The sequence below is a fragment of the Microvirga arabica genome, from assembly GCF_016811235.1.
In the GTDB taxonomy this organism is placed as follows: Bacteria; Pseudomonadota; Alphaproteobacteria; order Rhizobiales; family Beijerinckiaceae; genus Microvirga; species Microvirga arabica.
In genome coordinates, this window is sequence record NZ_JAFBID010000011.1 from 51199 (window position 1) to 77029 (window position 25831).

Annotated in this window: 21 protein-coding genes and 1 pseudogene; 12 read left to right on the forward strand and 10 right to left on the reverse strand. The window is 64.7% G+C overall.

Annotation, left to right across the window (positions count from 1 at the left end):
* Positions 1-41 precede the first annotated feature (41 nt).
* The 3 genes from JQC81_RS08305 to JQC81_RS08315 form a co-directional block, all read right to left on the reverse strand.
* Positions 42-761, reverse strand: coding sequence for a DUF1194 domain-containing protein (locus JQC81_RS08305; protein ID WP_203271340.1), 720 nt, complete (start codon positions 759-761; stop codon positions 42-44).
* Positions 762-862: 101 nt separating this feature from the next.
* Positions 863-2209, reverse strand: a complete 1347-nt coding sequence (locus tag JQC81_RS08310) for an esterase-like activity of phytase family protein (protein ID WP_203271341.1) — start codon at positions 2207-2209, stop codon at positions 863-865.
* A 114-nt stretch (positions 2210-2323) separates the two neighbouring features.
* Complete coding sequence (locus tag JQC81_RS08315; protein ID WP_312887493.1) at positions 2324-3199, reverse strand: branched-chain amino acid aminotransferase; 876 nt, start codon at positions 3197-3199, stop codon at positions 2324-2326.
* 170 nt (positions 3200-3369) lie between these two features.
* Here JQC81_RS08315 and JQC81_RS08320 point away from each other — a divergent pair, with 170 nt between their 5' ends.
* Positions 3370-4047: a haloacid dehalogenase type II gene (locus JQC81_RS08320; RefSeq protein WP_203271343.1), complete on the forward strand. Its 678-nt coding sequence runs from the start codon at positions 3370-3372 to the stop codon at positions 4045-4047.
* Positions 4048-4241: 194 nt separating this feature from the next.
* On the opposite strand, the gene JQC81_RS08325 is transcribed toward JQC81_RS08320, so the two are convergent.
* Complete coding sequence (locus tag JQC81_RS08325) at positions 4242-5624, reverse strand: M20/M25/M40 family metallo-hydrolase (RefSeq protein WP_203271344.1); 1383 nt, start codon at positions 5622-5624, stop codon at positions 4242-4244.
* Between the two features lie 225 nt (positions 5625-5849).
* A pseudogene (locus JQC81_RS08330) lies at positions 5850-7389 on the reverse strand (helicase HerA-like domain-containing protein).
* A gap of 123 nt (positions 7390-7512) precedes the next feature.
* Here JQC81_RS08330 and JQC81_RS08335 point away from each other — a divergent pair.
* The 6 genes from JQC81_RS08335 (at position 7513) to JQC81_RS33010 (ending at position 14741) form a co-directional block, all read left to right on the forward strand.
* Entirely contained in the window at positions 7513-7893 is a 381-nt protein-coding gene (locus tag JQC81_RS08335; RefSeq protein ID WP_203271345.1) for a DUF2267 domain-containing protein, read from the forward strand.
* Positions 7894-8033: 140 nt separating this feature from the next.
* Positions 8034-10079: a methylmalonyl-CoA mutase family protein gene (locus JQC81_RS08340; protein WP_203271346.1), complete on the forward strand. Its 2046-nt coding sequence runs from the start codon at positions 8034-8036 to the stop codon at positions 10077-10079.
* 38 nt (positions 10080-10117) lie between these two features.
* Complete coding sequence (locus JQC81_RS08345; protein ID WP_203271347.1) at positions 10118-10507, forward strand: hypothetical protein; 390 nt, start codon at positions 10118-10120, stop codon at positions 10505-10507.
* 138 nt (positions 10508-10645) lie between these two features.
* Entirely contained in the window at positions 10646-11014 is a 369-nt protein-coding gene (locus JQC81_RS08350; protein WP_203271348.1) for a hypothetical protein, read from the forward strand.
* A gap of 218 nt (positions 11015-11232) precedes the next feature.
* Positions 11233-13395 carry a methylmalonyl-CoA mutase gene (gene scpA / locus JQC81_RS08355; RefSeq protein WP_203271349.1) on the forward strand — a complete coding sequence of 721 codons (2163 nt, stop codon included), beginning with the start codon at positions 11233-11235 and terminating at the stop codon, positions 13393-13395.
* Positions 13396-13574: 179 nt separating this feature from the next.
* Positions 13575-14741: a family 16 glycosylhydrolase gene (locus tag JQC81_RS33010; RefSeq protein ID WP_246520308.1), complete on the forward strand. Its 1167-nt coding sequence runs from the start codon at positions 13575-13577 to the stop codon at positions 14739-14741.
* A gap of 22 nt (positions 14742-14763) precedes the next feature.
* On the opposite strand, the gene JQC81_RS08365 is transcribed toward JQC81_RS33010, so the two are convergent.
* Positions 14764-15744, reverse strand: a complete 981-nt coding sequence (locus JQC81_RS08365) for an alpha/beta hydrolase (RefSeq protein ID WP_203271350.1) — start codon at positions 15742-15744, stop codon at positions 14764-14766.
* 192 nt (positions 15745-15936) lie between these two features.
* On the opposite strand from JQC81_RS08365, the gene JQC81_RS08370 reads away from it, so the two are divergent.
* Complete coding sequence (locus tag JQC81_RS08370) at positions 15937-16683, forward strand: DUF3750 domain-containing protein (RefSeq protein WP_376772380.1); 747 nt, start codon at positions 15937-15939, stop codon at positions 16681-16683.
* 31 nt (positions 16684-16714) lie between these two features.
* On the forward strand, positions 16715-17698 hold the full coding sequence (gene meaB, locus JQC81_RS08375) for a methylmalonyl Co-A mutase-associated GTPase MeaB (RefSeq protein ID WP_203271352.1): 984 nt from the start codon (positions 16715-16717) through the stop codon (positions 17696-17698).
* A gap of 34 nt (positions 17699-17732) precedes the next feature.
* Here the strand turns inward: meaB and JQC81_RS08380 are convergent, their stop codons facing one another.
* Positions 17733-18746, reverse strand: coding sequence for an asparaginase (locus JQC81_RS08380; protein ID WP_203271353.1), 1014 nt, complete (start codon positions 18744-18746; stop codon positions 17733-17735).
* A gap of 170 nt (positions 18747-18916) precedes the next feature.
* On the opposite strand from JQC81_RS08380, the gene JQC81_RS08385 reads away from it, so the two are divergent.
* The 3 genes from JQC81_RS08385 to JQC81_RS08395 all read left to right on the forward strand — a co-directional run bounded on the left by JQC81_RS08385 (position 18917) and on the right by JQC81_RS08395 (position 21293).
* Positions 18917-20221, forward strand: coding sequence for a UDP-glucose dehydrogenase family protein (locus JQC81_RS08385; protein WP_203271354.1), 1305 nt, complete (start codon positions 18917-18919; stop codon positions 20219-20221).
* 84 nt (positions 20222-20305) lie between these two features.
* A complete protein-coding gene (locus JQC81_RS08390) occupies positions 20306-20542 on the forward strand; it encodes an Lrp/AsnC ligand binding domain-containing protein (RefSeq protein WP_009494007.1) in 237 nt (78 codons plus the stop codon).
* 85 nt (positions 20543-20627) lie between these two features.
* Positions 20628-21293 (forward strand): DUF924 family protein, encoded by a 666-nt coding sequence (locus tag JQC81_RS08395; RefSeq protein ID WP_203271355.1) that lies wholly within the window; start codon positions 20628-20630, stop codon positions 21291-21293.
* Between the two features lie 26 nt (positions 21294-21319).
* Here JQC81_RS08395 and JQC81_RS08400 read toward each other — a convergent pair whose 3' ends face one another.
* The 3 genes from JQC81_RS08400 to JQC81_RS08410 form a co-directional block, all read right to left on the reverse strand.
* Positions 21320-22402: a transglycosylase SLT domain-containing protein gene (locus tag JQC81_RS08400; RefSeq protein WP_203271356.1), complete on the reverse strand. Its 1083-nt coding sequence runs from the start codon at positions 22400-22402 to the stop codon at positions 21320-21322.
* 172 nt (positions 22403-22574) lie between these two features.
* Positions 22575-23021, reverse strand: a complete 447-nt coding sequence (locus JQC81_RS08405) for a Crp/Fnr family transcriptional regulator (protein ID WP_203271357.1) — start codon at positions 23019-23021, stop codon at positions 22575-22577.
* The gene (locus JQC81_RS08410; protein WP_203271358.1) at positions 23018-25741 is read right to left on the reverse strand and encodes an ABC transporter transmembrane domain-containing protein; all 2724 of its coding nucleotides are present in this window, start codon (positions 25739-25741) and stop codon (positions 23018-23020) included. The genes JQC81_RS08405 and JQC81_RS08410 overlap by 4 nt, the downstream gene beginning before the upstream one ends.
* Positions 25742-25831: the final 90 nt, after the last annotated feature.

The following is a 25831-nucleotide window of genomic DNA, read 5'->3' on the forward strand; positions in this document are numbered from 1 at the left end:
CTCTAGCAGTTCAGGCAGGCTTGTCCTCAAGCCATCGCCATCTAGCGGCTGGCGTGGCGCGTCGTGCCTCCCGTGCCGGCAATCTCCGTCAGGAGCTTGCGGCGCGCGGCCAGCGCAAAGGGCTGCGTCTCGTTGGCGATCTCGACGAAGGAGCCGGGACCTCCGATGACATTCTGCGCGTAATAATCCTCCAGCGACATGCCGCCGGGTCCGCCTGGACGACCGCTGCCGGGGCGGCGGATGGCGAGCGCGTTGATGGTAAAGCCCTTGGCCAGGGCCTCCGCCCTCACCTGCTCCAGGGAGCGGCCGTTCATGTTCGGACCGTCCCCCGACACGTCGATCACCTTGCGCGTGCCCTCATGGGCATTGCCCTCGACGAGTCGCACGGAGAAGTCGATGGCGTTGGAGATGGAGTTGTAGCCGGTCGCGCCTCGGGGAGCGCTCAGGAGCTTGTCGGCGAACACCCTTGCGCTGGCCTCGTCGCGGATCACGTGCCAGTCGACGATCAGCACCTGGGAGCTCGGCCCGCCCCATTCCATGAAGGCGACCGCAATGGCCCCGAGGGGGCCGTCCTTGATGCCGTTGAGCACGTCGGGGCTGGTCAGTGCATCGGCCCAACCCTGGCGCTGAAGGCGCAGTTCCTCATTGTCGATGGAGCCGGACCCGTCGGCGGCGAAAACCAGCTCCAAGTCGACCGATTCCGCCGCGGCAGGGGCCGTCAGGAGGCTCAAGGCCACGAGGCTTCGCAGGATAAACCGCATCGGGGGCTCCGTCGTGGGGCACGATGCCGAAGCCATTTAGGGCATGAAGCGGCGGAAACCGCCGCTTCACACGATCACAAATATGTTGAGCCGGGATCCGCTCAACGCGCCTTCAGGAGGTCCGCGACGTCGAGCAGGACGACTTCGTTATCGTCCTGCTTGGTCGGCTCGCGGCTCGATGAGAAGGGCAAGTTGTTGTCGTTGCCGACAACGATGTGGCGGTCATCCACCAAATCCACGTTCTCGATGGTGAAGAACGGGAAGGTCAGCACCGTGTCGTTGAGGGGCTTCCTGGCCTTCTTGTTTGGATTGGCGATCTGCATCAGGTCGACATAGCCGATCTTGCGGACAACGTTGTTCACGTTGGCGTCCGACAGCTCGATCTTGACGATGCGCTTGAACTTCGCCGGGTCCTGGAAGCAGTCGGGACGCTTCTCGCCCTGCGGGCAGGCCCTGTCCGCAGTTCCCTCGCCGTTGTCGCGCTCGATGACGAGCGCCGTGGTGGAGTCGATCATGTTGAAGTCGCCGATGGCGAGACCATTCTGGTCGAGAGCATATTTCCAATGGCGGCCCGTCCACTTCTCAGAAGCGACGTCGAACTCGAAGATACGCAGATATTCGCGACCGTCGACGATCTCCCACTGCTTCTTCTCGGCATCCCAGACGGGGCCTTCGAGAAGCGCGTAGAGAAACTTGCCGTCCTTGGATGCGGCCATGCCCTCATAGCCCTTGGAGCGGCGCACGTTGAAATTCACGGCGCCGGTGGGGATTGCCGGCGTCGTGACCGCATAGTGATCGGGCGAGCGCGCCGGCTTACCGTCGACCAGCGTCTCGTAGACGGCTTCAATCTTGCCGGTGCGGTCGGCCTTGATCAGGTACGGCCCGAACTCATCGCCGATCCAGATCTTGTCGCCGATGGGTTGGAAGCTCTCAAGATCGAAATCGGCGCCCGTGAGATAGCGCTTCTCGCTCGCCTCGTTGGCGATGCGGAACGGGACCTTCTTGTCCGGATCGTGCAAGAACACTGTTTCGAGGCGCTCGACCGAACCCTGGTTCCAGTCCACGCGATAGCGGTTGAGATAAAGCATCGCATCGGGCGAGTTGGCCTTAGAGCCGAAACCGTTGTCTACGACGACCCAGAACGTTCCGTCCCCCACGGACTTGATTCCTGAGTGACCCTGGAGCGGTTGGCCCCGAAAAGGCAGCTTTACGCCGGTCGGCCGGTCGCCCGAGGTGCCCTCGATCGTTCCAAGAGCCTCGACGCGCTTGCCAGTCGTGAACTTGCCCGAAACCTTCAGATCCGCGGGAGCATCCGCCGGCGCATCAACGAAGCTCAGGGCGGGCAGAACCGCGTGGCCGGCGAGAACGGCCGGGAATTGCTGCTGAGCCAAGGCGCTTGTGCCGAGCAGCACGGTGAGCGGCAGGGCCGCGAGAAGACGGACGGACATCGGGGAAACCTCGTTTGCTTGTTGAAGCGAGGCTGCTCTTGCAGAAGCCCGATGTCCGTCCGTTGACAGATCGACGACGGATTGATGACGCTGGGGAAGAACTCCCCAAAGCCATTAGGCCGCCTTGAGGATCCCCTTGTCGTGGGCGAAGGCCCAGTAGAGCTCGCGGGCGCGGCGGTAGAACGGGCCGGGCTGGAGATCGCGGGAATCGATGCGCAGCACCGGCATCACCTTGGAATAGTTGCCCGAGATGAAGATCTCGTCGGCGCTGGCGAAATCCTCGTAGCGCAGGGTGCCCTCGACCACCTGCACACCGTCGTCGCGCAGGAGCTGGATCACGCGCTGGCGGGTGATGCCATTGAGGAAGGTGCCGTTCGGATAGGGCGTATGGACAACGCCGTCCTTGGCCATGAACACGTTGGATGTCGCGGTCTCGGCGATGTTGCCCAACGCGTCGCAGACCAGCGCGTTGTCGAAGCCCTTTTCCTTCGCCTCGCGGATCACGCGGGCGTTGTTGGGGTAGAGGGCGCCGGCCTTCGCATCGGTCGGCATGGATTCGAGGGTCGGACGGCGGAAGCTCGACTTCGTCAGCGAGGTTCCGCCCGGCACCGGCATCGGTGCCTCGAACAGGGACAGGCAGAACTGGGTCGATTCCGGGTCCGGCGCGATGGTGGACAAGCCCTCGGCCTCGCCCCAGTACATGGGCTTCACATAGAGCGCCGTGCCGGGCGCGAACTTCTTCACGCCCTCGCGGACGAGATCCATGATGGCCCGAGGCTCCATGGTGGGCTTGAGCCCGATGGTCAGCGCCGAGCGGTTCACGCGCTCGCAGTGCAGGTCGAGGTCGGGCGCCACGCCCTCGAACACGCGGGCGCCGTCGAACACCGAGGAGCCGAGCCAGGACACGTGCGAGCGCGGCCCGATCAGGGGCGGATTGCCCTCATGCCAAGCGCCGTTGAACCAGTTCCAGGTTTGTGAATACCAAGCCACGTGTCCCATCCTTAATCGGTCAGAAATTCTGCCCTATCGAAACGCCTGCGCCTGCAACCGTCAATCGCCGGGCTCGGGGCTGGGACATGAAGTCTTGTGATGGGTTCCATGAGAAGGGCTGATCATTGGCCGGCTTGCCATCGTCCGCGCCTAGTGAAAATCTCCCCTTCATGAGCAGCCCTAGCCTTATCCCCGCCCAAACCAAGGCCGTCATCTTCGACGCCTATGGAACATTGTTCGACGTGCACTCGGCCGTTGGCCGCCATATGGCTCAGGTCGGGCCAGATGCGGTGCGTTTCTCGGAGATCTGGCGCACGAAGCAGCTCGAATATTCATGGGTGCTGTCGCTGGCCGGCCGCTACGAACCGTTCTGGACATTGACGGAACAGGCCCTGGACTATGCCATTGCACGATTTCCGGACATAGACAGCTCGTTGAGACCGCTTCTGCTCGAAGCCTATCGCACGCTTGATGCTTATCCGGAGGCTCAGCAGACCCTGCAGGCCTTGCGCGCCCGCAGCCTTCACACAGGCATCCTGTCGAATGGTGATCCCGGCATGCTGAACGCGGCAGTGGATTCGGCGAACCTTTCCGAGAATCTCGATGTGGTTCTGTCCGTCGATGCCATGCAGATCTTCAAGACGAGCCCGCAAACCTACGATCTCGTGCTGCAGGCTCTATCCGTCACGGCAGGCGAAGTCGTATTCGTGTCGTCCAACCGCTGGGACATCGCCGGCGCAGCCGCATTCGGGTTCACACCTGTCTGGGTCAACCGGCTCGGCCTTCCGGACGAGTACGAGGAGCTTCCTCCAAGCGCAGTGATTTCTTCACTTGAGCAGTTGGTTTGAGTTTCCCACTGTCATTCCGGGGCCGCGCAGCGGAGCCCGACCCGAAGGGCCGCGCCGAAGGCGTGGAAATCCACATCCGCTGACGGCATGAAAAAAGGGCGCTACGTGAACCGCAGCACCCTTATAAGAAATCCGGTGTTTATGGACTCCGGGCTCGGTTTTTGGCCGCCCCGGAGTGATAGTTGGTGTCAGGCTTACTTCGCCATCGCGGCCAGGATGCGCGCCCACGACCGAGTGCCCTTGTGGAAGCTGTTGAGGTCGTACTTCTCGTTCGGCGAGTGGATGCGGTCGTCGTCGAGGCCGAAGCCGACGAACAGAGTGTCCATTCCCAGAGTGCGCTTGAAGTCTCCGCCCACCGGGATCGAGCCGCCCATGCCGATGACGATAGGATCCTTCTTCCACTCGTCGTGCAAAGCGGACTTCGCAGCCGTGATGGCCGGGAAGTCGTGCGGCAGGGCGAGCGCCCGCGAACCCTTGTGATGGATGAACTCCACCGAGCAATCGGCGGGAATACGCTCGCGCACGAAGGCCTCGAAATTCTTGGAGATCGCAACCGGATCCTGATCGCCCACGAGGCGGAACGAGACCTTGCAGCGTGCCTCCGACGCGATCACCGTCTTGGTGCCTTCGCCCGTATAGCCGCCGATGATGCCGTTCACGTCACAGGTGGGGCGCGACTGGATCTGCTCGATGAGCATGCGGCCCTTCTCGCCGGCCGAATGCTTGAGGCCGACCTGCCCGAGGAACTCCTCCTCCGTGAGGTTCAGGCCCCGCCACTGCTCCAGCACCTGCGTGGGCGTCTCGTGCACGCCGTCGTAGAAGCCGGGAATGGTGATCCGGCCAGTGTCGTCGTGGAGGGCCGCGATGATCTTCGACAGCACATGGATCGGGTTGCGTGCCGCGCCGCCGAAGGTGCCGGAATGCAGGTCGCGGTCAGCGCAGCGGACGATGATCTCCTCATAGACCATACCGCGTAAGGAAGAAGTGATGCCGGGCGTGTTCTGGTCCCACATGCCCGTGTCGCAGACGAGGGCCACGTCGGCCTTCAGCTCGTCCTTGTTGGCCTCGATGAACTCAGGGAGAAACTTGGAGCCGTCCTCCTCCGCGCCCTCGACCAAGAAGGTGATGTTGATCGGCAGCGAGCCCGTCACGGCCTTCCAGGCGCGGCAGGCCTCGACGAAGGTCATCACCTGCCCCTTGTCGTCGGAGGAGCCGCGGGCGCTGATGGCCTTGCGGCCGTCGGGCAGCGTGATCATGCGCGGCTCGAAGGGCGGCGTCTCCCACAGCTCCAGCGGATCGACGGGCTGCACGTCATAGTGTCCATAGAAGAGCACATGCAGCTTCGCGTCGCCCTTGGCGTGCCCGACCACGGCCGGGTACCCGCCCGTCTCGCGCAAGGAAGCTTCGATGCCGATGTTCTTCAGCTCGTCGACGAGCCACTGGCCGGCCGTGCGGCAATGGTCCTTGTAGGCGGGATCGGTGGAGATGGACGGAACCTTGAGCCACTGGAACAGGCGCTCCAGGGAGGAATCGAGGTCGGAATCGATACGCTGCAGAACTTGGTCGAGCTGGGACATGGTGGCCCTGTGTTGGTGTGTATGGCGGCCGACAAGGTGCATCCAACAGAGGTGAGCTGCAAGAGGCATCTGCCCAAACCGTCGTTCCGGACGGAGCGCAGATCCGGGATCGGGTACAGGATGTGGTGCGTGTTTCCCTCCCCCTTGTAGGGAGGAGGGCGAGTCGAGCCATTCTCGTCCAGCGATCCCGGGTTCTGCTCCGCAGCCCCGGGATGACGCATCTCTCTAGCGTCTCAACAAACCACCCAAAGTCCCCCGCACGATGGCGCGTCCGATGGAGCTGCCCTGGCGGCCGCCGATGGACTTGCCGATCTCGGCCGCGAGATTGCCGACCGTCTGGTTGACGATGGTCCGCGTCACCTCGCGGGTGACGCGCTGGCCGACCGTCATGGAGCCCTTGCGCTGCGGGCCGGCACCGAAGAGGCCGCCCAGCATGTCGAGGATGCCGCCACCCCCTTCCGCTGCCTTCGCCTCGGCAGCCGCCTGCTCGGCGCGCTTGGCGAGCATCTCATAGGCCGATTCCACATCGATGGACTGATCGTATTTTCCCTTCATAGGGCTCGATGCGATGATCTGCTGGCGCTCGGTCAATGCGATCGGCCCGACCTGCGCCATGGGCGGCGCGATCAGCGTGCGCTCCACCATGGAGGGCGCTCCCTTGCCCTCGAGGGTCGAGACCAGCGCCTCGCCGACACCGAGTTCGGTGATGGCCTTCTGCGTGTCGAAGGCAGGATTCTCCCGGAAGGACTGGGCCGCCGCCCGCACGGCTTTCTGCTCGCGCGGGGTATAGGCGCGCAGCGCATGCTGCACCCGGTTGCCGAGCTGCGCCAGCACGCTTTCGGGAACGTCGATCGGGTTCTGGGTGATGGAAATAGACACCGACGCCCTTGGAGCGGATGAGACGCACCACGCGCTCCACCGTTTCGACCAGGGCCTTCGGCGCATCGTTGAACAGCAGATGCGCCTCGTCGAAGAAGAACACCATCTTGGGCTGGTCGAGATCGCCTACCTCGGGCAGTTCCTCGAAGAGTTCCGACATGAGCCACAGGAGGAAGGTGGCGTAGAGGCGCGGATTGCTCATGAGCTTGTCCGCCGCCAGGATGTTGACGATGCCGCGCCCGTCGCGATCGGTGCGCATCAGGTCCTTGATGTCGAGCGCCGGCTCGCCGAGGAACTCGTCGCCCTGCTGGTTCTCCAGCACGAGGAGCTGGCGCTGAATAGTGCCGATGGTAGCCTTCGACACATTGCCGTAGGTGGTGGTGAGCTGGCTGGCATTGTCGGAGACGAGTTGCAGCAGCGCGCGCAGGTCCTTCAGGTCGAGCAGCAGGAGCCCCTGCTCGTCGGCGATGCGGAAGACAATGTTGAGCACGCCCTCCTGCGTATCGTTGAGATCGAGCAGGCGCGAGAGCAGCAGCGGCCCCATCTCGGAGATCGTCGCCCGCACCCGATGCCCCTGCTCGCCGAATAAATCCCAGAACACGACAGGGAACTTGTCCGGCACGTACTCGACGTCGATGTCCTTGGCGCGCCGGACCAGGGGTTCCTTGCCGTTGCCGGGAGCGGCCATGCCGGAGAGATCGCCCTTGATGTCGGCGGCGAAGACCGGAACGCCCGCGTTGGAAAAGCCCTCGGCCAGCACCTGCAGGGAGACGGTCTTGCCCGTGCCCGTGGCCCCGGTCACGAGGCCGTGCCGGTTGGCGAGCCTGAGATCGAGATATTCGGGTTTCGTGCTCTTCCCGATGAAAATTTTCCCGTCCTGCAGCATCGCGTCTCTCCAGATTTTCTTGATGGATCTTAGAAGCGTTGCCGCGAGTTTCCACTCTCGGAATTCTTGATTAAACAGTTCAGATTTGAACTATCGGCCCCGTTCCAGTTTCAGGAGAATCAGATGGAAGAGCTCATCGCCCGTGTGACGCAGAAGACCGGTCTCGACCAGGCCACCGCCCGCAAGGCAATCGGCATCATTCTCGGCTACCTCCAGAAAGAGGGCCCCCAGAACGAGGTCAATCAGCTGATCCAGGCTCTTCCGGGTGCAATGGACGCCATCGAGGAGGGCAAGACCGGCGCCAGCGGCGGTCTCATGGGCATGATGGGCTCTATGGGCGGCGGCGTGATGGCGCTCGGCGGCCAGCTCATGGGCATCGGCGTGTCCATGGGCCAGATGCAGCCGCTGGGCAAGGAGCTCTTCACCTACGGCCGCGAGAAGGCCGGCGAGGATGTGATGGGCCCCATCGTCGGCTCGATTCCGGGTCTGTCGCAGTTCGTCTGATCGCCCAAAGCTCGTCATCCTGAGGCTGCGCAGCCTCAGGATGACGCTGTCTCATCCCCATCCTTTGGGGCATTCCCACCGCCCCCTCCTCCCGGTATTGTCCGCGCCATTCGCGCAGCCGTGCTCCGGACGAGGCCTCCATGGACGATCTCTCTCTCGCCGCCGATTTTCCGCAAGCGACCCGCGAGCAATGGCTCAGGCTGGTCGAGGGCGTGCTGAAGGGCGCCGACTTCGAGAAGAAGCTCGTCGCCCGCAGCCATGACGGCATCGCGATTCAGCCGCTCTACCCGAAGGCGGAAGGCTCCGCGCCGGTGGCGCGAGAACAGGCTGGCCGCTGGCGCGTGTCGCAGCGGGTCGATCATCCCGATCCGGTCAAGGCGAACGAGCTGGCGCTCCTCGACCTTGAAGGCGGCGCCGATGCGCTGACTCTCGTCACCGGAAAGGCTCCCGCGGCGCGTGGTTTCGGGGTGCAGATCAACTCCGTCGAGGATCTCGACCGGACGCTCAACGACGTCATGCTCGACCTCATTCACCTGCGCGTCGATGCCGGCGGACACGGCCGCCAGATAGCAGCGCTGGTGCTGGCGCTCGCCGAGCGGCGCGGCCACACCCTCTCCGATCTCTCGCTCGATCTTGGCCTCGATCCTGTCGGGGCCATGGCGGCCATGGGCCGGATGTCGGCCGCTTGGGACGCGATGGCGCAGCGTATGGGCGACACCCTCGCCCACCTGACGTCCAAGGGCTTCGCCGGCCGTGCTTTCCTGGCCGATGGACGTGCCTATCACGAAGCCGGCGCCAGCGAGGCGCAGGAGCTCGCGGCCGTGCTGGCGACGGGCCTGAGCTATCTGCGCGGCCTGGAAGCCACAGGACATTCGCTCGATGCGGCACGCCGGGCGCTCTCCTTCCTGCTCGTGGCCGATGCAGACGAGTTCCTCACCGTCGCGAAGCTGCGAGCCCTGCGCCGGCTCTGGGCACGGATCGAGCAGGCCTGCGGTTTGGAGCCGAAGCCGATCCGCCTGCATGCGGAAACCGCTTGGCGCATGACCACGCGGCGCGATCCGTGGGTGAACATGCTGCGCACCACGGTTGCGGCCTTCTCGGCTGGCATCGGCGGCGCGGACGCGGTCACGGTGCTGCCCTTCACGACCGCGCTCGGCCTGCCCGATGCCTTCGCCCGCCGGGTTGCGCGCAACACTCAGTTGATCCTGCTCGACGAGTCCAACCTCGCCCGCGTAGCCGATCCGGCAGCCGGCGCCGGCGGGTTCGAGGCGCTCACCGATGCGCTCTGCGAGAAGGCCTGGGGGCTGTTCCAGGAGATCGAGCGCGAGGGCGGCATCCTGGAGAGCCTGAAGAGCGGCACGCTGCAGGCCCGCATCGCCGCCGTGCGCGCCCAGCGGGAGAAGGCCGTGGCCACCCGCAGGGAGCCGATCACCGGCACGAGCGAATTCCCGAACATCAACGAAGCGGGCGTGACGGTGCTGATGCCGATGCCGGACAAGCCCTCCTCCCCCTTGTGGGGAGGAGTTGGAGGTGGGGGTGTCGGCGCTCCGCTGGTCCAGTCCAGCGCTCACACTCCCACCCCTGCCCCTCCCCACAAGGGGGAGGGAAAAGGGGGAGCAGAGACTCCCTTCCCGACTCTCGTGAAGATGGCTGCTGATGGAGCAACGCTGCCGCAGCTTGCTGCCACGGCTGCCGCGCCGGAAGCCGTGGCGGTCGCACCCCTGCCCTCGGTCCGTGTCGCCGAGCCTTTCGAACGCCTGCGCGACCGCTCGGACGCCTACCGGGCGAAAACCGGAGAGCGGCCGAAGGTGTTTCTCGCGAACCTCGGCTCCATCGCGGACTTCACTGCCCGCGCAACCTTCGCCAAGAACTTCTTTGAGGCCGGAGGCATGGAAGCCATGATGAACGAGGGATTAACGGACCAGAAAGAAACTGAACAGGCATTCATCGATAGTAAAGCCAAGATTAGCTGCATCTGCTCTACTGACGAGATTTACAAACTTCATGCCCCTGCGACAGCAAGGACCTTGCAGCAGGCGGGAACAAAACTTATGTTCCTGGCTGGCCGCCCCGGGGAAGATCAAAAAGAGCTGACCGAGGCCGGCATCACAACCTTTATTTTTACCGGGTGCGATACCCTCAAGATCCTCGCCGAGGCCCTCGACACGGCCTGCGCGGAGCCTTGAGATTTTCCTCCCGGCCGGCAATCGGGAGGATCACGGTTATGACGTTCATGAAGATTTCGGCTGCGGCCCTCAGCCTCGGCATGATTTGCACAAGCGCGGCCCTGGCCGCCCCCAAGAACAAGCACGACGGCACTTGGCAGGTGCAGATGGTGACCGACTCCGGCATCTGCGGCACCAACACCTATGCCATCACCGTCGAGCAGGGGAATGTCCGCTACCACGGCAGTCCCGGCGACACCCCGGCGCAGATCAGCGGACAGATCGCCTCCAACGGCTCCGTGAGCCTAGCGGTCCGCCGCAGCTCCGCGCAGGCTCAGGCCTCGGGCAGCCTGGCGGGCCAGTCCGGTTCGGGCGTCTGGAAGGTCGATTCCTACGGCTGCTCCGGCCGCTGGAATGCCCAGAAGCGCTCCAGCGTGGCGCAAAGCTGACCGGCCGCGCTTATCTCGAGCCGCCGCATCGATGATGCGGCGGCTTTTTCGTGCCTGCGACCGTCTGCCATGAAGAGGAACCCCGCCCGAAACACCCACGTTGGTTCAACCAACCCAATGTTGTTTCAGGAGTGTTTGATGCGTGTTCTTTCCTGGCTTGGCGGTGCCGTCATGGCGACCCTTGTAGTGGTTCCCCAGGCCCAAGCCCAAACCAACCGGTTCGACGGCAACTGGAGCGTGGAGGTCGTCACCGAACAGGGCGCCTGCGACCGCGCCTACCGCTACGCGGTCGTCGTCCAGAACGGCCAGGCCCGCTATGGCGGCCCGGAGAACTTCAACGTCAGCGGCCGCGTGCAGCAGAACGGCTCCGTTTCCGCGAGCATCTCGCGGGGACAGGATAGGGCCAATGTTTCGGGCCGGCTGTCTGGAGCTACGGGGCGCGGCACCTGGACGACCTCGGGCGGACGGGTCTGCTCCGGCTACTGGAATGCCGAGAAACGGGGGTGACACACCCTTGTCATTCCGGTCCGGAGCGCAGCGGAGGGGAAGGGAATCCATATTGCAGAGCGTGAAAGTGGATCCCCTCCCCCCGCCTTCGGCTCGCCGGGGATGACATTGAGGTTCCGCTCGGCTCAGACCTTGCGCCGATAGCATCGCGCATAGGGATGCCCTAGAATGCACCTCATTCGATCCGTTTTCACCGGCAAGGGCATCCGCTTCATCCCATGACCAGCATCCCGGATTTTTCGAGCGTCGCCTTTTCCGACGCTCCCCAGGCATCCTCTCCGCAGGCCCAGGCCGAGCCGTGGCTGACGCCGGAGGGCATTGCGGTGAAGGGATCCTATGGCCCTGAGGATCGCGCCGGGCTCGACTTCCTCGACACCTATCCGGGCATCGCGCCATACCTGCGCGGCCCCTACCCGACCATGTACGTCAACCAGCCCTGGACCGTGCGCCAATATGCGGGCTTCTCCACGGCCGAGGATTCGAACGCCTTCTACCGCCGCAACTTGGCTGCCGGCCAGAAGGGCCTGTCGGTCGCCTTCGATCTCGCGACCCATCGCGGTTACGATTCCGACCATCCGCGCGTGTCGGGCGACGTGGGCATGGCGGGTGTGGCCATCGATTCCATCTACGACATGCGCACGCTGTTTGCCGGCATCCCGCTCGATCAGATGAGCGTGTCGATGACCATGAACGGCGCGGTGCTGCCGATTCTGGCGCTCTACATCGTCGCGGCCGAGGAACAGGGCGTACCGGCCTCCAAGTTGTCGGGCACGATCCAGAACGACATCCTCAAAGAGTTCATGGTGCGCAACACCTACATCTACCCGCCCAAAGGATCGATGCGCATCATCTCGGACATCTTCGCCTACACGTCCGCGAACATGCCGAAGTTCAACTCCATCTCGATCTCCGGCTACCACATGCAGGAAGCGGGCGCGACGCAGGACCTGGAACTCGCCTACACGCTGGCTGACGGCGTCGAGTACATCCGCGCCGGCATTGCAGCAGGCCTCACCATTGACCAGTTCGCGCCGCGCCTGTCGTTCTTCTGGGCGGTCGGCATGAACTTCTTCATGGAGGTGGCCAAGATGCGCGCCGCGCGCCTGCTCTGGGCGAAGTTGGTGAAGGGCTTCAACCCGCAGAGCGAGAAGTCGCTGCCGTTGCGCACGCATTCGCAGACTTCCGGCTGGTCGCTCACCGCGCAGGACGTGTTCAATAACGTCACACGCACCTGCATCGAGGCGATGGCGGCAACGCAGGGCCACACCCAGTCACTGCACACCAATGCGCTCGACGAAGCGCTGGCGCTTCCCACCGATTTCTCTGCGCGCATCGCTCGCAACACGCAGCTCTTCCTGCAGCAGGAAAGCGGCACCACGCGCATCATCGATCCGTGGGGCGGCTCCTACTATGTCGAGCGGCTGACCTACGAACTTGCCCAAAAGGCCTGGGCGCACATCCAGGAGGTGGAGAGCTTAGGGGGAATGGCGAAGGCCATCGAGGCCGGCATTCCGAAGCTCAAGATCGAGGAGGCCGCCGCCCGCACGCAGGCGCGCATCGATTCCGGCCACCAGAAGATCATCGGTGTGAACAGCTTCAAGTCGACGGACGAGGCCTCTATCGACATCCTGAAGGTGGACAACGCCGCCGTGCGCGCGAGCCAGATCGAGAAGCTGAAGCGCCTCAAAGCCGACCGCAACCAGGCCGATGTCAATGCGGCGCTCGCCGCCCTGTCGCAGGGTGCTGCGGGCAATGGCAATCTGCTCGATCTCGCCGTAAAGGCCGCCCGCGCCAAGGCGACCGTGGGGGAGATTTCGGATGCTCTGGAAAAGGTCTGGGGCCGTCACCGGGCCGAGATCAAGGCGATCTCGGGCGTGTACAAACGGGAGGTCGGCATGGCGTCGCCAGCCGTGGAGAAGGTCCGCAATCTCGTCGAGCAGTTCGAGCATGACGACGGGCGCCGCCCGCGCATTCTCGTGGCCAAGATGGGCCAGGATGGTCACGACCGGGGCCAGAAGGTGATCGCCTCGGCGTTTGCCGATCTCGGGTTCGACGTGGACATCGGCCCGCTCTTCGCAACCCCTGCGGAAGCGGCCCGTCAGGCCATCGAAAACGACGTGCACATCATCGGCGTCTCATCGCTGGCGGCGGGCCACCTGACCCTGGTGCCGGAGCTGAAGGGCGAACTCGCCAAGTACGGGCGTGAGGACATCATGATCGTGGTCGGCGGCGTGATCCCGCCGCAGGATTTCGACGCGCTCACCAAAGCCGGCGCCTCGGCGATCTTCCCGCCCGGAACCGTGATCGCGGATGCCGCCGTGAACCTGATCGAGGATCTCAACCATAGGCTCGGATACGGGCCGAAGCAGGCGGCGGAATAGCGCTGCCTCTCCGCCCCTGCCCGTGGCGATCCGGAGCCTATCAACGCCGCGCTAACCCTCTGAACAGATAAGGGATCCGACCTCGCCGGCCCGGGCGAGTTACACCGCCCGTTTCATTGATCGGTAAGATTCCGCATGGGAAGCTTCCTGCAGTTTTTTAAAGCGATTGCGGGGATCCCATGGCCATCAATCTCGATAATTACACGCTGACCTTTTCCGACGAGTTCACGGGCAGCTATCTCAATACCTCAGTCTGGGGCACGAAGTACTGGTGGGGCGGGCGCTCGCTCGCCAGCAATGGCGAGATGCAGTATTTTGCCGACCGCTCGACGGCGGTGATTCAGCAGAACCCGCATCTCGACCCTTTCAGCATCGAGGCTGATCCCCATGAGGCTGGCGACGGCATCCTGACCATCACGGCCCGGCCTTCTCCGGACACCAGCCTGACGGATGGCCTTCCTTACATTTCAGGGCTCATCAATACCCACAGCACCTTCTCGCAGACCTACGGCTACTTCGAGATTTCAGCCCAGGTGCCCTCCGGCCAGGGCCTGTGGCCGGCCTTCTGGCTGCTGCCGCAGAGCGGCAACTGGCCGCCGGAAATCGACGTGCTGGAACTGCTCGGCCACGACCCATCGACCTATTACGTCGGCTCGCACTGGAAGGATGCCACGGGCAAGCATGCCTTCAAGACGCAGGGGATCTCTACTGGGGTCGATCTCTCGGACGGCTTCCATAGCTACGGCACGTTGTGGACCGCCGATACGATCACCTATTATCTCGACGGCACCCAGGTGTTTTCCATGGCGACGCCGGCGGGCATGAACGAGCCGATGTACCTCCTCGCGGGTCTCGCTGTCGGCGGCAACTGGCCCGGTGCGCCGGACAGTACGACCGTATTTCCGGCCGAGTTCCAGATCGACTACATCCGGGCCTATGCTCCCAGCATCAAGCCGACGATTTCGGGCAACGACAGCCCCAATGTGCTTGTCGGTGACAAGGTGGCGACGGCTCTCAACGACATCATCTTCGCCTATGGCGGCAACGACACGCTCGAGGGCCTGAAGGGCAACGACACTCTAAAGGGTGGAGGCGGTGCAGATACATTCATCTATCGCACCGGCCCGACCGGGCACGACGTGATCCTCGACTTCGATCCGCTCGGCGGGGACGTGGTGCGCATCACGAAGGCGATCGCCGGCCAGAAGAACTTTTCCGGTCTCTATCGGATGATCAAGGACGATGCCGCCGGCGATGCGGTTCTCAAGCTGGCGGACGGCGGCTCCATCACCTTCGACGGCGTGAGGAAGGCCCAGCTCGCCTACGACGACTTCCTCATCGTGTGAGAGTGCTCTGTCGAGCGGTCGCTCACGACCGCTCGATCGCCCGCTTGACTACCTGCTGCACTTCCTTGTTCGACAGGAACAGGTCGTGGTTGATGATGCCGCCGCCGAATTCCGAGGCGTCGGCCACGCGCACGCCCAGGGCCTCCAGCCGCTCGCGATCGGCCGCCCCTGCCCGCACGATGCCGCCGGCAAGTCGGCTCGAGACGGCAAGCGCCCGGTCGTTGGTGGAGCTGATCACGGTGATCTTCTTCGCATCCGACCCAAGACGCTCCAGGCCGCGGGCGAACAGGTCTATGTCGATGTCGGGCGCCGCCAGCACCACCGCGCCGATGCGCTCCATGGCGCTCTCGCCGCCGGAGGCGCGCAGCATGCGCAGGGTCTCCAGCGTCAGCAGCGTGCCCATGCTGTGCGCCACGAGGTGGATGCGCCCGCCGCTCGGGGTCTTGGCGATGGCGGCGAGCAGATCCTCCAGCGAGTCGCGGGACCACATGGCGCTTTCGCGGTCGGCCACGTAGCTGAAGGTCGAGGCGGCAGACGGCCAGGTGAAGAGACCGGTCACGCCCGCGAACTTGATGCCCTCGGAGAGATCGACCGTCGAGGTGGCAGCGGTCTCGAAGCTTTCCTTGTAGCCGTGGATGTAGAGCAGCAGGTCGCGGCCGAAAGCCGCCTGGGCGAAGGCCTGCGCGGCGTTGCTGCGGCTCACGTTGTCGACCTTGGCGATACTCCAGTCGCTCGCCGTTACGCGGCCGAGGAGCGAGTCCGACGGCGGCGTCAGGCGCGCCTCCGCGAAGATCATGTCGGCCGAGCGCTCGCTGCTGAACCAGGGCTTTTGGGGCGGATCGCCCACGGGCAGCCGCGTAGTGGCGATCAGCAGCTTCGGGTCCCTCTCAAGGCCGATCTTGAAGGCAGCGGGGCTGACGAGCGCCGAATCCTCCCCGACGCAGCCGGACAGGGCAACGCCGGCAAGGCAGAGAATCGCGAGGCGGGAGAAGGAAAAACGCATGAGGTCCGGGATTCGACAGGAGACAGGGAAGGTCATGCTGTTTTGCCCTCGATCATGGCATGCGCAAGGCGAAAGCCCTGCGGCACCCTCACTCGTGCCGGATCCCGGTAAAGCATTGGTGAACGTGAGCATAGGGCCCAGCGCCTTGATGAAGGCAGGACCCGACCGTACCTTCATCCGATGCTTGCCGTCTTGTCCCGTACTCTCCTTGTCATCGTTGCGCTTTTTCTCATCCCCCTGGGGGCTCATGCCCTCTGGTGGGCCATGCGCGACGATATCGCGCCGAATTGGGGGGCAGCCGATTGGTCGAGCGCGAAGCTCCTGCCGGCGGCTTCCGAGGCCCCCGGGGCCATCGTGGCGGTCTATGCGGCGCGGGTCGGGCGCTGGCGCGGCATCTTCGCCCACCACACCTGGGTGGTGGTGAAGGAAGCCGGTGCGCGCCAGTACACCCGCTACGACAAGGTCGGCTGGGGCAGCCCGGTGCGCACCAACGGCTGGGCGCCGGACGGGCGCTGGTTCGGCAACGCGCCCCATCCCGTGGTGGTGATCGAAGGTTCGGAGGCCGAGCGGCTGATTCCGCAGGTTCGGCAGGCCGTGGCGAGCTACCCCTACCAGACCTTCGGCGCCTACAATGCCTGGCCGGGCCCGAACTCCAACACCTTCGTGGCCCATGTGATGCGCTCGGTTCCCGAACTCGCTGCGCCCCTGCCGCCCACGGCGCTGGGCAAGGACTGGCAGCCCTGGCGCGACATCGTGGGCCTGACCCCGAGCCGAACCGGCATCCAGATCTCCCTCGGCGGCTATGCGGGCATCGCGGTCGGCTGGATCGAGGGCATCGAGCTCGACTTCATGGGCCTCGTCGCCGGCCTCGACCTGCGCCGCCCGGCGATCAAGATTCCCGCCTGGGGACGGTTCGGCATGGACCCGATCACCTGGTGAAACTAGCGCCTGAATGCGCTAAAGCTCCCCTATGACCGGGGGCTCACCAAAGAAATCAGTGACGGCCGAGATGGTCGCCAGCGGCGACCGGGCTGCGCTGGCGCGCGCCATCACGCTCATGGAATCGCGCCGTCCCGACCACCGGGAGGCGGCGCGGGCGCTGCTTCAGGAACTGATGCCCCGCACCGGCAAGGCCGTGCGCATCGGCATCACCGGCGTTCCCGGCGTGGGCAAGTCCACCACCATCGATACGCTCGGCTCCATGCTCACCGAGAAGGGCCACAAGGTCGCCGTGCTCGCCGTCGATCCCTCCTCCACGCGGACCGGCGGCGCGATCCTCGGAGACAAGACCCGCATGGCGCGGCTCGCAGCCGACCCCAACGCCTTCATCCGCCCCTCGCCCTCCTCCGGCACCTTAGGCGGCGTCGCGGCCAAGACCCGCGAGACCATGCTGCTCTGCGAGGCCGCCGGGTTCGATGTGATCCTGGTGGAGACCGTGGGCGTCGGGCAGTCGGAAACGGCGGTGGCCGATCTGACCGATTTCTTTCTCGTGCTCATGCTGCCCGGCGCCGGCGACGAGTTGCAGGGCATCAAGAAAGGCATTCTGGAGTTGGCCGACCTGATCGCCGTCAACAAGGCGGACGATGCGGGCGCGAAGGCGAAGGCTGCGGCGGCCGAGTACAAGGCGGCCCTCCACATCCTGGCCCCGGCCTCGGCCACCTGGACGCCGCCCGTGCTGACGGTCTCGGGACTCACCGGCCAGGGGCTCGACGAGCTCTGGACCAAGGTGCTCGACCATCGCAAGCGCCTGGAGGCCACCGGCGAGATTGCCGCGAAGCGCCGGGCGCAGGACACGAAGTGGATGTGGACCCTCGTCCACGAGCGCCTGCACGAGCGCCTCACCCACGATCCTCATCTCCGCCGCCGCGTGCCGGAGATCGAGCGCGCCATCGCCGACGGCGCCCTGTCGCCCAATGCGGCAGCGAGCGAGATCGTGAAGCTGCTGGGGATCTAGTTCGACAGGCCAGTTGAGCGCATGGGCGGCGCGCTCAAGCCGCGCCCGTGATCTCCGTGGTCGGCCGGATCTGCCCGAGCTCGATCCCGTTCCAGTTCTTGAGCACAGGTTGGGCCAAGGCCTCGACAGCCTTGCGCTCGTTGTCGCTCAAGGGGAGGAAGCGCAGGGCGAGGCCTGCCATCATGGCCTCGGCCGCGCGGGCATTGCCGTCATCGGCCTTGAGAGCGACACCGTAGCCGAGTTCCGGGAACGACGCGCAATAGACGCCCTCCGCGCCCACCTTCACGAAGGCGCGCTCGCCCAGGAGTTCCATCAGCTTGGTGTCGAACCGGCCGGTGCCGGCGACCATGAAAGGATGGCGGGCCACGGCCTTGCGGATGCGGGCAGCGGCGGCCCTGCCCTCGCCCGGCAGGCCGATTCCGGTGCCGAACCGCGCGAACCCGAAGGCGAGCGACGGAAGCCGGATTGCATAGGTGGGAATCGAGCAGCCGTCGATGCCGCTCTTCTCGATGGAATGACAAGCTCCGGTGATGTCTTCCAGGGCATCGCGCACGGTGCGCTGGACCGGATGGTCCGCCAGCACGTAGCCCGTTGGATTGTCCCCCTGGCCGCAGGCGAGGCAGACGAAGCCCGCATGCTTGCCCGAGCAGTTGTTGTGCAGGGCGCTGGGGCTGCCTCCCGACGCCGCCAGGGCACGGTTCGCGGCCTCGCCCATGGGCCAGTGGGTGCCGCATTCGAGGCAGCCCACGTCCTGACCCGCCTTGGCCAGCATGGATTCTGCCGCTGCCACATGGGCCGGCTCGCCCGAATGGGACGCGCAGGCCAGCGCGATCTCCTCGTCAGAGAGGCCGTATTTGTCCGCAATCCCGCTCTCGACCAGCGGCATGGCCTGAAGCGCCTTGACGGCGGAGCGCGGAAAAACGCGCCGGTCCACATCGCCGATCGACAGAACCGTGGCCCCTTCGGCGTCCACCACCGAGACGCTGCCCCTGTGGCGCGACTCGACCAGATGGCCGCGAGTGACCTCGACAAGAAATGGATTGTCCATCAATGCCCCGTTTGAAAAACGGCGGTGTTGTGGAGGCCCCGGCGGCAGAAGTCAAAGGGGACGTTGTTGCAATCTACCAATGGGCCACCGCGAAATCGTCGCAACCGGTGGCTTGCGGCTGAGCCCTGGCCACCCTAAACCCAAGGCTCCAACAAACGGGGAGCCCTTGGATGCATGTCGCGATGATCGGAGCAGGCTATGTGGGCCTGGTCTCCGGCGCCTGCTTTGCGGATTTCGGCCACGAGGTCTGCTGCGTCGACAAGGATCCGGCCAAGATCGAGGCCCTCAACCGGGGCGAAATCCCGATCTTCGAGCCGGGGCTGGCCGAGCTCGTTGCCAAGAACGTGCGCGAGGGGCGGCTGACCTTCACCACCGATTTAGGCCAGGCGGTCAGGAGCGCCGAATCCGTGTTCATCGCGGTCGGCACCCCCTCCCGGCGCGGCGACGGCCATGCGGACCTGTCTTATGTCTATCAGGCCGCCCGCGACATCGCCGCGGCCATCGATGGCTACACGGTGATCGTCACCAAATCCACCGTGCCGGTCGGCACCGGCGACGAGGTGGAGCGCATCATCCGCGAGGCCCGGCCCGATGCGGATTTCGCCGTGGTGTCCAACCCGGAATTCCTGCGCGAAGGCGCGGCGATTGACGATTTCAAGCGCCCGGACCGCATCGTCATCGGCACCGACGACGAGCGCGCCAAGATGGTGATGAACGAGATTTACCGGCCGCTCTATCTCAACCAGTCCCCGGTGCTCGCCATGTCTCGGCGCACGGCGGAGCTGACGAAGTACGCGGCCAATGCCTTTCTCGCCACCAAGATCACCTTCATCAACGAGATCGCGGACCTGTGCGAGCATGTGGGCGCCAACGTGCAGGACGTGGCCCGGGGCATCGGGCTCGACAACCGCATCGGCTCCAAGTTCCTGCACGCCGGTCCCGGCTATGGCGGCTCGTGCTTCCCGAAGGACACGCTCGCCCTGATCAAGACCGCGCAGGACCATGAGGCGCCGATCCGCCTCGTGGAGACGGTGGCGGCGGTCAACAGCCAGCGCAAGCGCGCCATGGGCCGCAAGGTGATCGCCGCCTGCGGCGGTTCCGTGCGCGGCAAGACCATTGCGGTGCTGGGTCTGACCTTCAAGCCGAACACCGACGACATGCGCGATGCGCCCTCGCTGGACGTGATCACGGCGCTGCAAGATGCGGGCGCGCGGGTGAAAGCCTACGATCCGGAAGGCATGAAAGCCGCCCGGTCCATGCTCACCGACGTGACCTACACGACGGACGCCTATGATTGCGCGCGCGGCGCCGATGCTCTGGTGCTCGTGACCGAATGGGATACGTTCCGGGCGTTGGACCTGCGGCGCCTGAAGGCTGCTCTCGCTTCGCCCGTGGTGGTCGACCTGCGCAACGTCTACCGGCCGGACGAGATGCGCCGCCACGGCTTCACATACGTCAGCATCGGACGTCCATAACCCCTGCCTGGGACCGGCTTGCGCGCCGGTCCCGCCGATGCCATGAGAGGGGCATCTTAAAGACAGCGCCACCGGGAGCGGCCCATGCAGACCTTCTTCGTCGAGATCAAGTGCAAGCTCGGCAAGACCTACGCCGTCGCAAACGCCCTCGCCGACCGGGAGATCGCGTCCGAGATCTACTCGACCGCCGGCAACTACGACATCCTCGCCAAGTTCCACGTGGACGACGGGGTCGATATCGGCCACTTCATCGCCGAGAACGTGCAGGTCATCCCGGAGATCGCGGACACGCATACGATCATCACCTTCAAGGCGTTCTGACGTTTCTGCCGATCCGTCTGTGATGAAGGTCACATCGGGGAGAACCTGCGTGGCTTAACATCGGGCTTCCTTCAGGGAGGAGCCGATGTCATCTCGCATGGACTGGCAACAGGTCTACCGGTTCTGGTTCCCGGTCGATCTCTCAAACGCCGACATCGCCGCCCATTGGCAGATGCTCGCCTGGTGGATGCGCGGGGGCGCCAATGCGGAGATGGCGCGCTTCGCGCCTGCCGTACGCAAGGCGAGGAGCGGCGAGCTGGATCACTGGCTGGAAACGCCGCAGGGCCGCCTGTGCCTCATCATCGTTCTGGATCAGTTTCCGCGCGGCCTTTTTGCCGGCACGGACAAGGCCTATTCGTCCGATCGGGATGCGTTGAAGATCGCCGAGGAGGGTCTTCGGAACGGGCATTACGATGCCCTGCGGAGCCCCTATGAGCGGTTCTTCCATCTGCTCCCCCTCGCCCACGCGGAGGGGCCGGATCACCTGGAGCGGATGCGGCGCATCGTTGCCATCTCGGAACAGGCCCTCGAGGAAGCTCCGGATCACCTCAAGCCCGTCTGGGCATTCTCGCTGAGCCAGGCGAGGGCCAATGTCGACGTGATCGCCCGCTTCGGGCGGTTCCCGCATCGCAACCCGGTTCTGGGCCGGGCCTCCACGCCGGAGGAGCTGGCCTATCTGGCCCAGGGAGATTTCGTGCATACCCGCACGCTGCCGGCCTCAGCCCAATCGGCGATCAGTGCGGTCGGGTGAGTGGCCCCGCGTCAGGAGCCAGCCACTTACTGGACGACGGCAGTCGCTTCAGCCGTGCGCTCGGCCGGACGGGTGATCTCGGCGAGATACGGGCCGATGCCTTCATAGCGATCAAGGCGGCGGACGATCTTCGAATCGATCTTGTTGTAGAGCTCTGCGACGCTCACAGGGCGGCGCTTGCGGCCCTTGCCGTCCATGAAGAGGCCGGCATTGGCACGAGCCGCCTTCGGGAAGAGCTTGGAGGCCTTCATGTTCGGGTCCTGATCCAGCACCTCAAGGAACCGGACCGCGCTGGACGCGCCCAGGAAGTGGGCAAGGTAGAGTTCGGCCTCGGCCAGTTCCCGCTCGCCTTGGGCCTGCAGGGCCCGCTCCACGTCCTTGATCAGCTCGCCGGCCATGAGCGCCGAGAAGAAGGGATCGGTACGAAGGCTCATGATCCAGTCGCGGTGCTTGGGGTCGACAGCGAGGTCGCCATTGACATAGCGGATCGCGTCCGCGGCTGCCTTGAACCCGTAATCGGCAGCATGCTGGTAGACCGTTTCGATCCAGGTGCTGTCGATGAACTGGAACAGGCCCTGAGCCGAGGAGGTAGGTGCCTTGGCTTCCGGCGAAAGGCTCGATTCCACATCCGCCAGGGTCATCATGTAGACCGGGTCGACGCCCGTCACATGGGCGGCCTTCAGGATGGAATGCACCAGCCAACGCGGCACGTTACGGCCGTTGAAGGGGATCAGCTCATCCGGATCCCCGACTTCCGTCTCCGAGATGGTGGGAGAGGAGGGCTTCTCGGCGCGGGGCTTCGTGAAGGAGAAGGCCCCGTCCAGGATGGCCTTGAAGAGGCCTGGGTCCTTGGCAAGCTTCGGGGTGAAGGCCACCGACGCCGTCACCACCGAGCCGGTGATGTCCGCCTGCACGGGCGGAGCGGCGGCAGGCCGCGCCAGCAGGGCGGTAGGGACGGTGGCCACAGCGGCCGGTCCGGCCGTGAGGCCCTGGAAGCCCATGATCAGGCCTGCGGCCAGGGCAAGATGGAGAGAGCGGCGACTTCCGGTCTTACGCACATTCGCAGCAGGCTGCGGAACTGCGCACAGCAGCGTTCTCGCGTTACTCATCATCACTTATCCCGCTTGGCCCGACCGATGATCGGGCCTTCCCTTGTGTTATTCTGGGAACAGGGTTGACGGGTAGATGTGTCGAGAATCGGTCAGCTTGACCATACGAGATAGGATTTTGCTAACCTTGTCCGGCTTTTCCCCGGGAAAACTTCAGGTTTTTTCCGGAAATTTAGGATGAGGATTGCGCAACAAGCTGGGCATTGGTCCGCTCAAGGCGCTTCGCCAGCTCCCGCATGATGGCCAGGGACATCTGCGGGAATTGCGCCAGAAGCTCCAGGAAGACCCGCTTGTCGATTCGGAGCGCCGTGGTCGGCTCGGCTGCCATGATCGTGGCCGAGCGCGGGGTGTCGGACAGAATCCCCATTTCACCCACCAGGGCGTTGCTCCCCAGTTCGGCCACCTGGATGTCGCCGCCAGGGGTATTGAGCAGCACGTTGGCCCGGCCGTCGAGGATGACATAGGCGGCGTCGGACGGGTCCCCTTGCGAGAAGAACCGCTGCCCTCCGGCGAACTGCACCCGCTCGCTGGTGAAGGCCAGAAGCTTCAGGCGAGCGGGGTCCACATCCCGGAACATCGGCACCTGCCGCAAGGACTGAACTTCCGTCTCAAGGGTCATGCCACCTCTCCTGCTATCCTCTGGGGGGCGTTCGGCTCGGGGCTGGAGGGCCTCGGAGCCGAAGCGGCCGTCTTGTTGGTTATGATCTGTCCATCGCGGAAACGTATCTGAACATCGAAGGCGCCGGCCTGTCGATCATTCGGAAGTACCATGAACAGGCTTTGTTGATCGAAGAGATCGAGCAGCAGCTGCATGAGCTGCTGGCTGCGCGCCTCATCGAACGGCGCGAGCGCTCCGTCGATCACGAGAATGTCCGGGCGCTTGACCAGGCAGCGGACCAGGTTGACGCTCGCCCGCTCCTGCGGCGAGAGAAGCCGGCCCGCCGTGCCGACCTGATATTCCAGCCCCACCCTCTCGACCTCCTCCTGAAGGTCGAGGTCGCGAACGACAGCGGCAACCGCTTCGGCCACCCGCGCGCGGGCATTGGCCACCTGGTAGCTGACGCGCCCGAACAGGAGGTTGTCCCGCAAAGGCGCGGCCGCGCAGATCCCCTCCGGATCGTAGAACTCGACACCGGCCGACTCGGCCTTTTCGAGAACCTCCCGGACGAGTCCCCGGGCCTCGACGATCCGGCCCATCATGGCCTCGTCGAGAAGGCCCAGGCGATGGCGGGCTTCGATATAGGCCAGCGGCAGGGACAAAAGGCGTGTCCGGTCCTCGCGCTTCAGGCTGCCCTCATCGCGGCCACGGCGGCGCAGGATCGCTTCGAACTCGGTCACCTCGTCGGCGCCAATGAAGGAGAACTGCTCGAACAGGGAATGCCCGGGCGGCAGCCCCTCGAAGATCTCGGTCATGGTCTCGGCAATCTGCAGGCCCATGTGGATGAGGTCGTCCGTGATCCCGGCCTTGTCCATGGCGCCGCGGAATTGGGCGTTCTCGGCAAGGTTGCGCCCCTTGAACTCATCGGAGATCGGCACCCCGAAGAGGAGGTTTTCCGCCACCGTCGCCTGGGTGTTGTAACGCACCGGATCGAAGGGCTCGACAAGATCGGCCATGCCGTTGGACTGGAAGGTGTCCCGCAGGCGGTGGCGGGCCTCGACGAGCCGTTCCGCGAGGCTCGTATGGCGCTCGGGATCGATCCTGCCCGCAAGGCCGAACAGATAGATCGTGTCTCCCATACCGACCTTGTCGAGGAGATCGAGCAGAATGCGGTCCAGTTCGTTCTCGTCCTTTGCTCCGAGACGCTCGTAATCGACCCACTGGTCCGAGATGCTCTCGATCGGGTTGCCGGTTCTGAGCGCCTCGGCAATCCGGCGGTCCATCTCCTGCCTGTCCTCCTTCAGCCGGCCCAGGGGCTTGGAGCGGAGGCCATAGACGAGATTGTCGCGAATGCTGCCGGGAAAGAGGATCGGGTCCACGCCCGCATAGGCGATCCTGCGTCCGGTCACGGCGATGGGAAGCTGTGTCAGGTCGCGCTCGCCGATACGGATCCGGCCGCTGAACTCCAGGCTTCGGCGGGCCAGGATGCGCGCCAGGATGCTGGCAGCCGCACCGCCATTCGAGATCAGCGCGACGCTTGCAGGCAATTCGACCGCGAAGGCGCCCCCTTCGACGATCAGGTCGCCATGCGATCCAGCGATCCTGATGTCCTCGGCAACGAGAGGGCCGATCAGCGGCTGATCCGCCTCCGCCGCCTCGCGCGCCTCCAGCATCGGCCCCAGCCTGTCCTCGGCAAAATGCTGCGTGACCTGATCGTATTTCACCTGAACGTCGAGACGCTGCTGGTCCCAGTCGATCAGCTCCTTCAGAGGCGGCGGCAATTCGCGGTAGGCGGCGATCACCGCAACGAGCTGACCGATGTCGAGGGTGCCGCGCAGGGCGAAATAGCCGCCGATGGCGTAGAAGAAGAACGGTGTCAGCTGCGCCAGGAAATTGTTGAGGGCTTTGACGAAGAATTTCCGATTGTAGATCTTCAGCCGGATGGAGAAGAGATTGAACAGGCGATGCCCGATCTCGGCCCTCTCCCAGCCATAGGCATTGTGAACATGCACGACCTCGATCCCGTCGAGGACTTCCGCGATGCGGCCGGCGAGCTGGCGCGATGCGAGCTGCCGCTGCTTGCCGAGCCGAAGCAATTCACGCCGCAGCCGCGGGATGATCGTGAACTGCACGGCGATCACGGAGAGCGCGATCATGCCGAGCCAGACATTCTGCACCATGATGAACACGAGAGCCGTGATGGCCTGCGTGCCCAGGAACACGGGGGTGATGAAGGCGTCGCCGATGAAGCCGCCGATCGGCTCGACCTCATCCTTGATGATGGTGGCGGTTTCCGACGACTTGACGGTGCGCAGGGCTTCGGGCGTGAAGCGCAGCACCATGGCGAACAGGTCGAAGCGCATGCGCCTGAGCATGCGCTCGCCCAGCACCCCCTTGGCGACGTTGATCCAGTACTTGAAGGCTCCGTTCACGATGACGAAGAACAGGAACACGAAGGACAGGCCCATGAGCAGGCCGACGCGGCTGACCTGGAAGCCTTCGAAGATCTCCCACGTGCCGCCGCCACCGAGCCAGCCCGGCCAGTCGAATGACAGGTTGAGGAAGGGGGCCGTCGGATTGCCGTCACGGAAGGCTTCGCCCTGGATCGCTTGATTCACGATCTGGCGAGGCAGATCGAGCGACATGAAGTAAAACGGCAGGGACGCCAGAACGACCGCGCAGACGATCATCTGGTCGCGCTTGGAATGTGTCCAGATATAGCGGAAAAGGCTCTTTTCCATCAGTGCCGTGATGCCATCTTCATGTGCCGGTGATCCCTCTTTCCGTTCAGGGGCATCGCCATAGTTTGACGAGGGGGGCTATTGCAAGGG

Coding starts and splice junctions, on each gene's coding strand:
- JQC81_RS08305 (WP_203271340.1), bottom strand. CDS start 761: ATGCGGTTTATCCTGCGAAGCCTCGTGGCCTTGAGCCTCCTGACGGCC.
- JQC81_RS08310 (WP_203271341.1), bottom strand. CDS start 2,209: ATGTCCGTCCGTCTTCTCGCGGCCCTGCCGCTCACCGTGCTGCTCGGC.
- JQC81_RS08320 (WP_203271343.1), top strand. CDS start 3,370: ATGAGCAGCCCTAGCCTTATCCCCGCCCAAACCAAGGCCGTCATCTTC.
- JQC81_RS08325 (WP_203271344.1), bottom strand. CDS start 5,624: ATGTCCCAGCTCGACCAAGTTCTGCAGCGTATCGATTCCGACCTCGAT.
- JQC81_RS08335 (WP_203271345.1), top strand. CDS start 7,513: ATGGAAGAGCTCATCGCCCGTGTGACGCAGAAGACCGGTCTCGACCAG.
- JQC81_RS08340 (WP_203271346.1), top strand. CDS start 8,034: ATGGACGATCTCTCTCTCGCCGCCGATTTTCCGCAAGCGACCCGCGAG.
- JQC81_RS08345 (WP_203271347.1), top strand. CDS start 10,118: ATGACGTTCATGAAGATTTCGGCTGCGGCCCTCAGCCTCGGCATGATT.
- JQC81_RS08350 (WP_203271348.1), top strand. CDS start 10,646: ATGCGTGTTCTTTCCTGGCTTGGCGGTGCCGTCATGGCGACCCTTGTA.
- scpA (WP_203271349.1), top strand. CDS start 11,233: ATGACCAGCATCCCGGATTTTTCGAGCGTCGCCTTTTCCGACGCTCCC.
- JQC81_RS33010 (WP_246520308.1), top strand. CDS start 13,575: ATGGCCATCAATCTCGATAATTACACGCTGACCTTTTCCGACGAGTTC.
- JQC81_RS08365 (WP_203271350.1), bottom strand. CDS start 15,744: ATGCGTTTTTCCTTCTCCCGCCTCGCGATTCTCTGCCTTGCCGGCGTT.
- meaB (WP_203271352.1), top strand. CDS start 16,715: ATGACCGGGGGCTCACCAAAGAAATCAGTGACGGCCGAGATGGTCGCC.
- JQC81_RS08380 (WP_203271353.1), bottom strand. CDS start 18,746: ATGGACAATCCATTTCTTGTCGAGGTCACTCGCGGCCATCTGGTCGAG.
- JQC81_RS08385 (WP_203271354.1), top strand. CDS start 18,917: ATGCATGTCGCGATGATCGGAGCAGGCTATGTGGGCCTGGTCTCCGGC.
- JQC81_RS08390 (WP_009494007.1), top strand. CDS start 20,306: ATGCAGACCTTCTTCGTCGAGATCAAGTGCAAGCTCGGCAAGACCTAC.
- JQC81_RS08395 (WP_203271355.1), top strand. CDS start 20,628: ATGTCATCTCGCATGGACTGGCAACAGGTCTACCGGTTCTGGTTCCCG.
- JQC81_RS08400 (WP_203271356.1), bottom strand. CDS start 22,402: ATGAGTAACGCGAGAACGCTGCTGTGCGCAGTTCCGCAGCCTGCTGCG.
- JQC81_RS08405 (WP_203271357.1), bottom strand. CDS start 23,021: ATGACCCTTGAGACGGAAGTTCAGTCCTTGCGGCAGGTGCCGATGTTC.
- JQC81_RS08410 (WP_203271358.1), bottom strand. CDS start 25,741: ATGGAAAAGAGCCTTTTCCGCTATATCTGGACACATTCCAAGCGCGAC.